Source organism: Streptomyces sp. NPDC037401, assembly GCF_055602345.1.
Window position 1 is genome coordinate 57,299 of record NZ_JBVJWO010000041.1, and the last position, 12,724, is coordinate 70,022.

Here is a 12,724-nt window from a genome sequence, read left to right on the forward strand (position 1 = left end):
GGGGAGGCTCCCCCCCGCCCCCCCCCCCCCCCCCCCCCCCCGCCCCCCCCCGCCCCCCCCCCTCCCCCCCCCCCCACCCCCCCCTCCCCCCCCCCCCCCCCCCCCCCCCCCCCCCCCTTCTCCCCCCCCCCCCCTCCCCGGGGCGGGGGAGCGGAAGCCCTAGGACCGGGTGAAGTCCATGATCCAGTTGGTCAGCCAGGTCCGGCCGTCGTCCACGGAGAAGGCCTGCTCCCAGCGGGCGGAGTCCGCGGTGATCTCCGACCACACGAAACGCACCCGGACCGCCTTCCCGTCGTGGGTGTCTTCACCGTGGAACTCCCCGCGGAAGTCGCCCTGTTCCCCGGTGAACCGGCCGACCACGGGCGGGAAGAGCGTCCCGGTCCGCCGACTGGCCCAGTACACCGACCAGTTCCCGCTCGCGGGTTCGTACAGCCCCAGGGTCAACCCGGCGAACCCCTTGGTCGGGAAGTCGATCTCGTCGAAGCTCGCGGCTCCGCCCAGATGTCCGGAGACCCGCGAGACCGCCGGGAACTCCTCCCAGCCGCTCGTCTCGTCCAGGAAGTCGGTCCGCCAGCGGTTGGCGACCTCCCAGTCCCCGATCAGGAAGTCGAAGTCGTTCATGCCTACCGCCCCAGTCGTCTCGGTCGTCGCCATATCAGTCGTGCTGTTCGTGTTGTTCGTGGCGTACGTGGCGTACGTGGTGTCCGTGGTGTTCGTGCTGTACGTGGTGTTCGTGCTGTACGTGGTGTTCGTGCTGTACGTGGTGTTCGTTGCAGCGGTCCGGCCGCCGTCGCCCCGCTCAGCGGCTGCCCGTCGTGCCGTCGGGCAGCGAATCCGCGAGATAGGCGTCGAGCGCAGGACGCCCGAGCGCACGAGGGTCCTCCGGCGCGAGGATGTGGCGGATCCACGCCTCGCGCTCGTGCCGGATCGGCGGCAGCTCCCACACGCACCCGATCAGCGACCGGTCCAGCCGGACGAAGTGCCTGGGGTCACGGTCCGGGCATCCCAGCACCGGCTGGCCGGCCGCCGCGCCCACGAAGTGCAGGGCGTTGTCCCACACCCAGCTGTAGACGTTGAGGTACGCACCGTCGTCCCCTCCCCTGTGGAGGACGACGAAGCTCGCCGGCGGCGTGCCGTCGGGCTCCGGAACCGTCTCCAGCAGTGCCGGCAGGACGGCGTACGCGGCCTCCTCGACCGCCGCCTCGATCCCGTCCGGGTCGGCGGTCACGTGGTACCGCTTGATGCTGCGCCCGCCGACCTCGATCACCGGCAGGGCCCGAAGAAACTTCTCGCGGAACGCCATGCCGGGACCCTAGGAGCGCTCCACTGACACCATGTGTCAGTGAAGCCGGACCAATCGAAGAACCAACGGGAGCCGGAGGAATTGCCATCGCCATGAAGTCCAGCCGCCTTCTCTCCATCCTTCTGCTGCTCCAGACCCGGGGGCGGATGACCGCCGCGGATCTGGCACGCGAGCTTGAGGTCTCGGTACGGACGATCTACCGCGACGCCGAGGCGCTGGCCGCCTCCGGGATCCCGCTGTACGGGGACTCCGGCCACAGCGGCGGCTACCAGCTGATGGACGGGTACCGGACCCGGCTGACGGGCCTGACCTCCGGCGAGGCCGAGGCGCTCTTCCTCACGGGCATGCCCGGCCCGGCGTCCGAACTGGGGTTGGGACAGGCGCTGTCGGCCGCGCAGCTCAAGCTCCGGGCGGCCCTGCCGCCGGCGCTCCGCGCACAGGCGGACCGGATGCGGCTGCGCTTCCACCTGGACGCGCCGGGCTGGTACGCGGAACACGACGAGGTGCCGTTCCTGCCGCAGGTCGCGGATGCGGTCTGGCGCGGGCGGGTGCTCGAGGTCCGGTACCGGCGCTGGCAGGAACCGAGGGAGGTGGACCGGCGGCTGGAACCGTACGGCCTCGTGCTGAAGGCGGGCCGCTGGTACCTGGTGGCGGGGCCCGGGCCGCGTACGTACCGGGTCGATCAGATCCTGTCGTTGACGGAGACGTGCGAGGAAACGTCCCTGCCTGAGGACTTCGACCTGGCCGCGCACTGGCAGCAGACGCAGGCGGAGTTCCATGCCGGCCTGCACCGCGAGGAGGCGCTCGTACGCCTCTCCCCGCGCGGCGCCGCCCGCCTCACCGGCGCCCAGGCCCGGGCGGTCACCACGTCGGGCACCCCGGACGACGGCGACTGGATCAAGGCCGTCCTGCCGGTCGAGTCCATCGACCACGCGGAACGCGACTTCCTGGCCCTCGGCACCGACATCGAGGTCCTGGCCCCCGCCGAACTCCGCTCCCGCCTAGCAGCCACGACAGCGGCCCTGGCGGAGAGGTACTCGGTGTGACGGCAGCCGAACTTGTCGTGGGTCGGGGTGGCGGGGTTCTCCGTGGTCTGCCCGCATGTCTGAGTGTCCGTCCGTGCCGCCGCCCGGCGTCAAGGGCGCTCCCTTCGGTCGCGTCGCTGCGCGATGGCCCTTCGGGCCACCCTTGACTCCAGGCGTCGTCCCGGAAGTCCACAGACTTGCGAGCATCCCCCGGAGGGGGAGGGATGGCAGGGGGGGACGGGACCCGGTGCCGGTCCCCCTGGGCGACCGGTCGGGTCGGGGGCGCGGGCCCGCCCTCCGGGCGGAAGGCACGCGGCAGATCGCTACACAGCCGAGGCCGACCGGCGGCCTCCGGACCGGCCGTGGTTGGGCATAGGCCGCCCACGATCGCTACACAGCCGAGGCCGATTGGCGGCGGCCGGGCTGTCTGTGGCCGGGCAGCCGTGGCCGGCCGGCGGCGGACGCTTGTCGGCAGCAGAGCTCGGTGGGGTGGCCGTCAGGCCGCATGAAAGAGAGCTGGACGGCGGGAAAGCCGCCGACGGTGGGTGGCCGACCACTGGAAGGCCTCAGCCGTGCCCTCTCGGCCGCACGGGTGGTGCGGGTGGGTGTCCCCAGCCCGCGCGGAGCGCGGGCGCAGCCCCCGCCGGCCCCGGCCGGGTCGGCCCCGCACCCCACCCTCCAAGCCAAGCGCAGCGGACAGGCGGCAGCCGGTTGTCGTCGGCAGAACTCGACCAGGAAGCCGCCGACGGCAAGCAACGGCCCGCACCGGCAGTCGGCGGGCCGGCGGGGCTGGGGATCCGGCTAGGCGACCCGGTCCGGGACATGCCTCCGTTCGTGCGCCGCGATTTCCACGTTGCAGTCGGACACCTTCGACCCGTCCCCCCGCTGCCAGGCCTCGGCTCGTTCCAGTGCCAGCGCACTGCATTGGTCGCAATTGGGTGCAGGAGCAGGCGGTTTGGACGGCAGCGACAGGTCGATGGGATCGTTCGCTGCGTTGTGGGCCATCGGGCTCCTCCGGCTGGTCCGCGGATCGATGGGAGGACCGTAGGGAAGGCTGCGACGGCCGAGCCATGTTGTTGCACGCGGTTGCACGGATTCACCCGGTGGCGGCGATTGCCTCGATGATCAGGGCTCGGGCGGCGGATCCCCGTACGGCGATCCTGGACAGCTCGGCGAACGCGCGGAGGTACACGGCGATCTCCCCCGGCGCGGTCACGTTGATCTCCGCGGTCAGGGTCTCCACCGCCAGCTGCACGCTGTCGAAGACGTAGAAGGCCTCCAGCGGCCACACGCTCCGGCGGGCCGAACGGGGGATGATCCCCAGGGAGACGTTCGGCTGTCCCATGACCGTCAGGAGATGGGCCAGTTGGTCGGCCATGGCCAGCTCGTCGCAGACGCGGTAGTACAGCACCGCCTCCTCCAGGAGGAGCGCGAAGCGGTGGTCGCCCTCGCGGATTACGCGGGAACGGTCCAGGCGGGCCCGTACGGCATCGGTCACGTCGTCGGGAGTGCCCTGGAAGTCGGTGATGGAGCGCAGCAGGCCGGTGGCGTAGTCGGCGGTCTGGAGCATGCCCGGTACGACGTTGGAGGCGTACACCCGGAACTGCCTCGTGCGCTGGTAGAGCGGCTTCGTCTGTTCGTGGACGCGGCGCATGCCGTCGCGGTGGATCTGGCGCCACTCGACGTACATGGACTCGGCGTTGCGGGAGGCCGCGATCAGGTCGGGGATCTGGTCCTCAGCCCCGCAGGCCGTGCACCAGGCCCGGATGTCCGCGTCCGACGGCGGCGTCTTGCCGCGGGCGATGCGGGAGGACTTCGACTTGTGCCAGCCACAGCGGTCTGCGAGTTCGTGACCGGTGAGTCCGGCGTCCTTCATGAGGCCCTGGAGGCGGATGGCCACGGCGGCGCGGGCCGCCTGCGCGCTGGAGAGTGGGGAGGGGGACATGAAGCCGCGCAGCTCAGACCGCGTAGGTCTCGTGCGGGACGGCGCGCTGCCACACGGCTTCGAACGCGGCCGCGCAGAGTGCGGCGACCGCCTGGTCGTCCGTCTGGTCCGTGTGCACCCATCGGCCTTCCCCGTCGAAGATGTTGAACTGGACCAGACGGCCGTCGAACAGCCAGAAGTCGTTTCCCGGGAGGGCGAGGCCGGACGCGAGGCGGCGGGGCAGCCAGCGGACCTGCTCGCCGGCGAGGAGGTTGGTGAACGTGCCGGAGTGCTCGAAGCGGATGTAGTCGCTGACCGGCTCGGACACTATGCGCGCCCGGCGGATCACCACCCCTCTGGCGGTGACGTCCCGTACGAGGTCCAGCCAGGGGCGCCACCAGGAACCGGGGTCGCCCGGGTCGAGCCGGTGCCCCTGTTTCCACGCAGCGAACCCCGGCACTTCGCTCTCCACTCCGTAGCTGTCGCGCATCTCCAGATGTACGGCTGACTTCCGTGCCGACCTGATGAGTTCGGAGAAGTCAGTCAAACTCTGCGACACGGAGCGCCTCCCTGAGCAACGGGATCATCCGCTTCGGGACCCGCACCACGGTCTCGTGGCTGGGGATCGAAACGTCCCTCGTGCTTTCGGCTTTGGTCTGCTCGTCTGCCGTCCACCCCTGGACGAGGAGGTCCTTCGACTCTTCGTCGACCCATACGGCAGGGGATCCGTGATCTCCGGACTCAGGGTCCTTCCCGACGAACCGTAGTGCCATGACTACCTCCGCTGCCGAGCCGCTGCGCCTCGGCTCACGACCTTTGCGGCGGGGCGGAGGGCGCGTCAAGGTGACGTGCGGGGCGTGCGGGGGCGTGTCCCCCGCGCCCGTCCGCTGCGCTTGGCCTGGAGGGTGGGGTGCGGGGCCGACCCGGCCGGGGCCGGCGGGGGCTGCGCCCGCGCTCCGCGCGGGCTGGGGACACCCACCCGCACCACCCGTGCGGCCGAGAGGGCACGGCTGAGGCCTTCCAGTGGTCGGCCACCCACCGTCGGCGGCTTTCCCGCCGTCCAGCTCTCTTTCATGCGGCCTGACGGCCACCCCACCGAGCTCTGCTGCCGACAAGCGTCCGCCGCCGGCCGGCCACGGCTGCCCGGCCACAGACAGCCCGGCCGCCGCCAATCGGCCTCGGCTGTGTAGCGATCGTGAGCGGCTTATGTCCGGCCACGGCCGGTCCGGAGGCCGCCAATCGACCGGGGCTGTGTAGCGATCTGCCGCGTGCCCTTTCCGCCCGGAGGGCGGCACCCCGCGCCCCTGACCCGACCGGTCGGCCAGGGGGACCGGCACTGGGTCCCGTCCCCCCTGCCATCCCTCCCCCTCCGGGGGATGCTCGCAAGTCTGTGGACTTCCGGGACGACGCCTGGAGTCAAGGGTGGCCCGAAGGGCCATCGCGAAGCGACGCGACCGAAGGGAGCGCCCTTGACGCCAGGCGGCGGCACGGACGGACACTCAGACATGCGGGCAGACCACGGAGAACCCCGCCACCCCGACCCACGACAAGTTCGGCTGCCGTCACCGACCAGCCGTCACGCCGCCCGCAGCACACCTCGGCTCCGCCGAGGGGGCGGGTGGGCAAACGCCGGACGAGAAAGGTCCGTTTGGGGGTGGGGCGCGGAGCCGGCGCACCGACCCCCACCCGCCATGACCCCGCCCCCTCCAGCGGCTAGCCCTCCAGCGGCGGGGACAGTTTTCGGGTCTGGGAGCGGACCGCGCCCATGCTCGCCGCGATGACCAGGGCGATCGCGGCCGCGTCCGTCCAGGACAGTGCCTGCTGGAGGACCATGAAGCCCGCCATCGCCGCGATGGCCGGCTCCAGGCTCATCAGGACCGCGAAGGTCGGTGCCGGGAGGCGGCGCAGGGCGAGGAGTTCCAGGGTGTACGGGAGTACGGACGACAGGACGGCCACGCCGAGGCCCAGTGCGAGCGTGCTCGGGACCAGGAGTGCGGAGCCCGCTTCGGCGATGCCCAGCGGGAGGCTCAGTACCGCGGCCACCGCCATCGCCAGGGCGAGGCCGTCGGCCTGCGGGAAGCGCCGCCCCGTCCGCGCGCTGAAGACGATGTACGCCGCCCACATCGCGCCCGCGCCGAGCGCGAAGGCCGCGCCCACCGGGTCCAGCGCCCCGAAGCCGAATCCGCCGTCCCCGCCGCCGTGGCTGCTCAGCAGCACCACCCCGCAAAGCGCCAGCCCCGCCCACAGCAGACTGGAGAGCCGGCGCGAGACGAAGACGGACAGGGCCAGCGGGCCCAGGACCTCCAGGGTGACGGCCGGGCCGAGCGGGATCCGTTCGACGGCCTGGTAGAACATGCCGTTCATACCGGCCATCGCTGTACCGAAGGCCAGCACCGTGCCCCAGTCGGAGCGCGAGTACCCCTTGACGCGTGGCCGGCAGATCAGCAGCAGCACCACGGCCGCCGCGACCAGGCGCAGCGCCACGACGCCGGCCGCGCCCGCGCGCGGCATCAGCATGACCGCCACAGCGGCTCCGAACTGCACGGAAACCCCCGCCGCGATCACCAACGCCACCGGCCCGAGGCGCGACGGCCCGCGGCCTCGGGCGGACGTCTCCAGGGCAGGCCCGGCGGCGGCAGCGGAGGAAGCGGAGGGCACGGCGTTGCCCGGGGAGGCGGAGGCGGAACGGGTCATTCCCCAAGACTACGACCCACGTAAGGGGCATGCAGCCGTGTTTTGCCTTACAACAGACCAGCCGCAAGCCCCTCCCCCTCCCCTGCCCTCCTCCTGCCCCCCCTCACAGCCCCTCCGCCAGCAGCTCCGCCAGATGCCGGGCCCTGCGGTCCGACAGCTGGGCGACCTGCGTCCGGCAGGAGAAGCCGTCCGCCAGGACCTCCACGCCGTCCCCCGCCCCCCGCACCGCCGGCAGCAGCCGCTCCTCAGCGCACGCCACCGAGACCTCGTACCGCCCCGCCCCCCGCTCGAAGCCGAAGTTCCCCGCCAGCCCGCAGCAGCCGCCGGCCAGCTCCCCCGCGAGCCCGGCCCGCTCGCGGATCCGCCGTTCCGCCGCGTCTCCCAGTACCGCGTGCTGGTGGCAGTGCGTCTGGCCGACGACCTCTCGGTCCAGCCGGGGCGGCTGCCACTGCGGCGCCTGCTCCTCCAGCACCTGCGCGAAGGTCCGCACCGCGCCCGCCAGCCGCCGCGCCCGCGGGTCCTGCGGCAGCAGCTGCGGCAGGTCGCCCTTCAGCGCCGCCGCGCAGCTCGGTTCCAGGACCACCACCGGCCCGTCGGTCTCCCCCACCACGTCCAGCGTGCGCCGGAGCACCGCCCGCGCCCGGTCCAGCCGCCCGGTCGACACGTACGTCAGTCCGCAGCACACCCGGCCGGCGGGGAGCGCGACCCGTACCCCGGCGGCGTCGAGGACCCGTACCGCGGCCCGCCCCACCTCGGGCGCCAGGTGCTCGGTGAACGTGTCCGGCCACAACAAGGCCCCCTCGCGAAGCCCCCCGCCCCCGCCCCCGCGCCCTTCCCTCGCCCACCACCGCGTGAACGTCTCCCCCGCCACCCTCGGCAGCTCCCGCTCCCCCGTCACCCCCGTGATCCGCTTCGCCCCCGGCAGCCGCCCCAGCGCGTTCGCGACCCCGGCCCCCCGCACCGCCGCCACCAGCCGCAGCCAGTCCGGCAGCCCGCCCATCGAGTAGTGCGCGGCGGGCCGGATGCGGCCCGCCCAGTGGCGGTGCAGGAACTCCGCCTTGTACGTGGCCATGTCCACGCCCACCGGGCAGTCGCTCAGGCAGCCCTTGCAGCCCAGGCACAGGTCCAGCGCCTCCCGGACCTCCGGCGAGCGCCATCCGCCGGTCAGCACCTCGCCGGTGAGCATCTCGTGCAGCAGCCGGGCCCGCCCCCGGGTGGAGTGCCGCTCCTCCCCGGTGACCCGGTACGACGGGCACATCACATCCGATCCGGACGCCCCCGACGCCCCCGACGCCCCCGACACCGCCGTCGTACGGCACTTCGCCACGCCCACGCAGCGCGCCACCTCCCGGGCCAGCGGCAGTCCCTCCCGCCCCACCGCCAGTCCCGCGAACCGCAGCCCCTCGTCCAGCCGCGCCGGCCGCACCAGCATCCCCGGGTTCATCCCGCCCGCCGGGTCCCACACGTCCTTGTAAGCGCCGAAGAGCCGGACCACCTCCTCCCCGTACATCCGCGGGAGCAGCTCGGCCCGCGCCTGCCCGTCGCCGTGCTCTCCCGACAGCGAGCCCCCGTGGGCGACGACCAGGTCCGCCAGCTCCTCCGAGAAGGCCCGGAAGCGGGCGATGCCCGGCGCGCTCACGAGGTCGAAGTCGATGCGCACGTGGATGCAGCCCTCGCCGAAGTGCCCGTACGGCGTCCCGCGCAGTCCGTGCGACGCCAGCAGCGCCCGGAACTCCCGCAGGTACGCCCCCAGCCGTGCGGGCGGCACCGCGCAGTCCTCCCACCCCGGCCAGGCCTCCGTCCCGTCCGGCATCCGGGTCGCGGTCCCCGCCGCGTCCTCGCGGATCCGCCACAGGGCGCGCTGCCGGGCCGGGTCCGCGACCACCACCGAGTCCACCGCGTCCGCGGCCCGTACGACCGCCGCGGCCGCCCCCTCGTCCGGCATCTCCACGAACAGCCAGGCACCCCCGCGCGGCAAAAGGCTCGCCGCCGGCCCCCGCACCAGGTCGGCCGCCATCCCCTCCACGGTCAGCGGTCCCCACGCCAGCAGCCCGGCCGCCGCTTCCGCCGCCGCGCTCTCGTCGGCGTACCCGAGGACCGCCAGGGCGCGGGCGGGCGGTACCTCCACCAGGGAGACCACCGCCTCGGTGACCACGCCGAGCGTGCCCTCGCTCCCGCAGAAGGCCCGCGCGAGCCCGACGCCCCGCTCCGGCAGCAGTGCGTCCAGCGCGTACCCGGAGATGCGCCGGGTCAGCCCGGGGTCGGCGGCCGTCCCGGCCCGCATCCCGGTCCGGAGCAGGGCCAGGTTCCCGTCGACCAGCTCGCGCAGCCCGTCGGGGGCCCCTGCCCAGCCGCGTCCCAGCCGGTGCGGGCCGCCGCCGCCGTACCGCAGCACCTCCAGCTCGCGCACGTTGTCGGCCGTCGTGCCCCAGGCCACCGAGTGCGCGCCGCACGCGTTGTTGCCGATCATTCCGCCGAGCGTGCAGCGGCTGCGCGTCGAGGGGTCGGGCCCGAAGGTCAGCCCGTACGGCGCCGCCCGCTCCCGCAGGGTGTCGAGCACCGCCCCGGGCTGGACGACCGCCGTGCGCGCCTGCGGGTCGACTTCCCGTACGGCCGCCATGTGCCGGGTGAAGTCGAGCACCACGCCCACCCCCGTGGCCTGGCCCGCAATGGAGGTGCCGCCGCCCCGCGGCACGACCGGCACCCCGGCTTCCGCACACACGCGGAGCACTTCGGCGACGTCCTGCGCGTCCCGCGGGGCCACCACCCCGAGCGGGACGCGCCGGTAGTTCGACGCGTCCATGGTCATCAGGGCCCGCGCACCGGCGGAGAAGTCGACCCCGCCCCGCACCACCTGCCGCAACGCCTGTTCCAGCTGCCGTTCCAGCTGGGGTTCCGGCTGTAGTTCCACCTGCTGTTCCGGATGCTCCCGATCGGTCACCTTCACACCCTCCCACCTCCCTCTTTCGTCTCACCGGGTGGACGCGCACCAACGGCCGCGCCGCCGACCGGATACGCTCCGCTCGTGGCTGAGATCCAGATTCCCGCTGACATCAAGCCCGCCGACGGCCGTTTCGGCGCGGGCCCCTCCAAGGTGCGGACGGAGGCCCTCGAAGCCCTGGCCGCCACCGGCACCTCTCTTCTCGGAACCTCCCACCGTCAGGCCCCGGTCAAGAACCTGGTCGGCTCGGTGCGGCAGAACCTCCGCGACCTCTTCTCGCTCCCCGAGGGCTACGAGGTGATCCTGGGCAACGGCGGCTCCACCGCCTTCTGGGACATCGCGACCCACGGGCTGATCGAGCAGAAGTCCCAGCACCTCAACTTCGGCGAGTTCTCGTCCAAGTTCGCCAAGGCCGCGAAGCTCGCGCCGTGGCTGGCCGACCCGTCCGTCATCTCCTCGGACCCGGGTACGCACCCGGAGCCGGCCGCCGAGGCGGGCGTGGACGTGTACGCGTTCACGCACAACGAGACCTCCACCGGTGTCGCCGCCCCGATCAAGCGGGTCGCCGGAGCCGACGAGGGCGCGCTGGTCCTGGTGGACGCGACCTCGGGTGCGGGCGGCCTGCCCGTGGACATCACCGAGACCGACGTCTACTACTTCGCCCCGCAGAAGTGCTTCGCGGCGGACGGCGGCCTGTGGCTCGCCGCCTTCTCCCCGGCAGCGCTGGAGCGCGCGCAGCGCATCCACGCGTCGGGCCGCCACATCCCCGAGTTCTTCTCGCTGCCGACGGCGATCGACAACTCGCTGAAGAACCAGACGTACAACACCCCTGCGCTCGCGACCCTCTTCCTGCTCGACGAGCAGCTGAAGTGGATCAACGGCCAGGGCGGTCTGGAGTGGGCGACGGCCCGTACGGCGGCTTCCGCGAGCGCCCTGTACGGCTGGGCCGAGGAGTCGAAGTACGCGACGCCATTCGTCGCCGACCCGGCCCAGCGCTCTTCGGTGATCGGCACGATCGACTTCGCCGAGGAGATCGACGCGGCGGCGGTCGCGAAGGCGCTGCGCGCGAACGGCATCGTGGACACCGAGCCGTACCGCAAGCTCGGCCGCAACCAGCTCCGCGTCGCGATGTTCCCGGCGATCGACCCGGCGGACGTCCAGGCGCTGACGGCCAGCATCGACTACGTCATCGAGAAGCTGTGACGGTATGACGGCCGGCTCGGCGGCGGTGTAGTGCCACTCGCCGAGCACTGAACGTACGGGCCCCCGGTGACGACCTGTCACCGGGGGCCCGCGTCTTGCCCGATGGACCGCCACCCACCGGGGACCGGGTCTCGGGCCGGGACCTTGGTCCCAAAAATCGCGGCAAAGGCACCGCAAACACCCCTTCTCGACCCTGCGCCCCACCTGCGGATTCCTCCCGGAGGACCTTCGGCGGGACCGCCCGGGGGCCGCGTCGGCCACTGCAACCAAGCGCCCAGGATGTCGCTCATGTCTGGTGTGCCGGGAACGACCCCCGGCCCTGTCAGGAGGAACCATCATGCGCAAGGCACTCACCGTTTCGGCGATCGCACTCGCCTCGTCGATCGCGCTGGCCGCCCCTGCGACTGCTTTCGCCGCTGACGCAACGACCCCCACGCCCACCGCCATCCCCACGCCCACCGCCACCGCCACCGCCACGAGCTCGTTGAAGCTCTCCACCGACTTCGGCAGGCCCGGCACCCGCGTCCGGGTCACCATCACGACCACCGAGAAGAGCGCGTACGCCGACTCCCTCGCCTTCGGCGGCAAGGTCGCGCTGAAGAAGACCGGCACGAACACCTGGACCGGCATCGCCACCGTCGCGAAGGACGTCAAGACGGGCTACTACGGCGTCGACGCCTACGCGGGCGGCAAGAAGTTCGACACCGTCAAGTTCGGCACCGAGGCCACCGGCGGCGGCACCGGCCACACGGGCGGCGACACGGGCGGCCACACCGGCCACCACACCGAGCTCGTGCCGCTGAAGCCGAGCGAGCACAGGAAGCCCAAGGGCAGCGTGAACACCGGCATGGCCCCGATCGGCGTCGTGACCAGCAATGACTGAGCTCGGTACGGCCCGCCGGGGCGGGCGGCGCGTACAGCGCGCGGCCGCCCTGGCGGGGGCCGCCGCCCTCGGCACCGCGTTGGTCTCGGGCTGCGGTTCGGCCAAGGACGGGGGCGCTGCGACGGGCTCTGCGACGGGCTCTGCGACGGCCCGCGTGAAGCAGGCTGCGGCCTCCTCCCTCACCGCCTCGGTCCCGGACCGGATCGACGTCCCGTCCATCAACGTGGACGCGAAGCTCGACACGGTCGGACTGGGCGCCCGAGGTGTGATGCAGGAACCGTCCTTCGACGAGCCGATGGAGGCGGCCTGGTACGAGCAGGGCCCCACCCCCGGCGAGAAGGGCGCGGCGGCGATCGTCGGCCACATGGACACGCCGACAACCAAGGAGGCGGTGTTCTACAACCTCAAGCAGCTCAAGGAGGACGCGCAGATCGAGGTGCACCGGGCCGACGGCACCACGGCCGTCTTCGCCGTCGACGAGGTCGACACCTTCAAGAAGGACGCGTTCCCGACGGAGAAGGTCTACGGGGACACGCACGGCAAGGCCGAGCTCCGGCTGATCACCTGCGGCGGCAGCCTCACGAAGGACCGCCACTGGGACTCGAACGTCGTGGTCTTCGCCCACCTGACGGGCACGGCGGAGCGGCCGGACGGCAGGTGGGGGGGGGGGGGGGGGGGGGGGGGGGGGGGGGGGGGGGGGGGGGGGGGGGGGGGGGGGGGGGGGGGGGGGGGGGGGGGGGGGGGGGGGGGG

General features: G+C 73.0%; 11 protein-coding genes. 4 read left to right on the forward strand and 7 right to left on the reverse strand.

Annotated elements, in window-relative coordinates:
* Positions 1 to 159 precede the first annotated feature (159 nt).
* Entirely contained in the window at positions 160 to 621 is a 462-nt protein-coding gene (locus ACZ7H1_RS32060) for a hypothetical protein (RefSeq protein WP_470791390.1), read from the reverse strand.
* A gap of 178 nt (positions 622 to 799) precedes the next feature.
* Positions 800 to 1,303 (reverse strand): hypothetical protein, encoded by a 504-nt coding sequence (locus tag ACZ7H1_RS32065; RefSeq protein WP_470791391.1) that lies wholly within the window; start codon positions 1,301 to 1,303, stop codon positions 800 to 802.
* Between the two features lie 92 nt (positions 1,304 to 1,395).
* Here ACZ7H1_RS32065 and ACZ7H1_RS32070 point away from each other — a divergent pair, with 92 nt between their 5' ends.
* Positions 1,396 to 2,349 carry a helix-turn-helix transcriptional regulator gene (locus ACZ7H1_RS32070; RefSeq protein ID WP_470791393.1) on the forward strand — a complete coding sequence of 318 codons (954 nt, stop codon included), beginning with the start codon at positions 1,396 to 1,398 and terminating at the stop codon, positions 2,347 to 2,349.
* Between the two features lie 1,075 nt (positions 2,350 to 3,424).
* On the opposite strand, the gene ACZ7H1_RS32075 is transcribed toward ACZ7H1_RS32070, so the two are convergent.
* From ACZ7H1_RS32075 to ACZ7H1_RS32095, 5 genes are all read right to left on the reverse strand, one after another.
* Positions 3,425 to 4,273 (reverse strand): helix-turn-helix domain-containing protein, encoded by an 849-nt coding sequence (locus ACZ7H1_RS32075; RefSeq protein WP_470791394.1) that lies wholly within the window; start codon positions 4,271 to 4,273, stop codon positions 3,425 to 3,427.
* A 13-nt stretch (positions 4,274 to 4,286) separates the two neighbouring features.
* A complete protein-coding gene (locus tag ACZ7H1_RS32080; protein WP_470791395.1) occupies positions 4,287 to 4,811 on the reverse strand; it encodes a DUF6879 family protein in 525 nt (174 codons plus the stop codon).
* Positions 4,792 to 5,025 (reverse strand): hypothetical protein, encoded by a 234-nt coding sequence (locus tag ACZ7H1_RS32085; RefSeq protein WP_470791397.1) that lies wholly within the window; start codon positions 5,023 to 5,025, stop codon positions 4,792 to 4,794. The genes ACZ7H1_RS32080 and ACZ7H1_RS32085 overlap by 20 nt, the downstream gene beginning before the upstream one ends.
* A gap of 940 nt (positions 5,026 to 5,965) precedes the next feature.
* Entirely contained in the window at positions 5,966 to 6,946 is a 981-nt protein-coding gene (locus ACZ7H1_RS32090) for an EamA family transporter (protein WP_470791398.1), read from the reverse strand.
* A 103-nt stretch (positions 6,947 to 7,049) separates the two neighbouring features.
* On the reverse strand, positions 7,050 to 9,857 hold the full coding sequence (locus ACZ7H1_RS32095; RefSeq protein WP_470791409.1) for an FAD-binding and (Fe-S)-binding domain-containing protein: 2,808 nt from the start codon (positions 9,855 to 9,857) through the stop codon (positions 7,050 to 7,052).
* A gap of 114 nt (positions 9,858 to 9,971) precedes the next feature.
* Between ACZ7H1_RS32095 and serC the strand changes: the two genes are divergently transcribed.
* From serC to ACZ7H1_RS32110, 3 genes are all read left to right on the forward strand, one after another.
* Positions 9,972 to 11,090, forward strand: a complete 1,119-nt coding sequence (gene serC / locus ACZ7H1_RS32100) for a phosphoserine transaminase (RefSeq protein WP_470791399.1) — start codon at positions 9,972 to 9,974, stop codon at positions 11,088 to 11,090.
* 337 nt (positions 11,091 to 11,427) lie between these two features.
* Positions 11,428 to 11,973: a hypothetical protein gene (locus tag ACZ7H1_RS32105; RefSeq protein WP_470791401.1), complete on the forward strand. Its 546-nt coding sequence runs from the start codon at positions 11,428 to 11,430 to the stop codon at positions 11,971 to 11,973.
* 154 nt (positions 11,974 to 12,127) lie between these two features.
* Positions 12,128 to 12,724 (forward strand): class F sortase (locus ACZ7H1_RS32110; protein ID WP_470791403.1); only part of this gene is annotated, 597 nt, incomplete at its 3' end.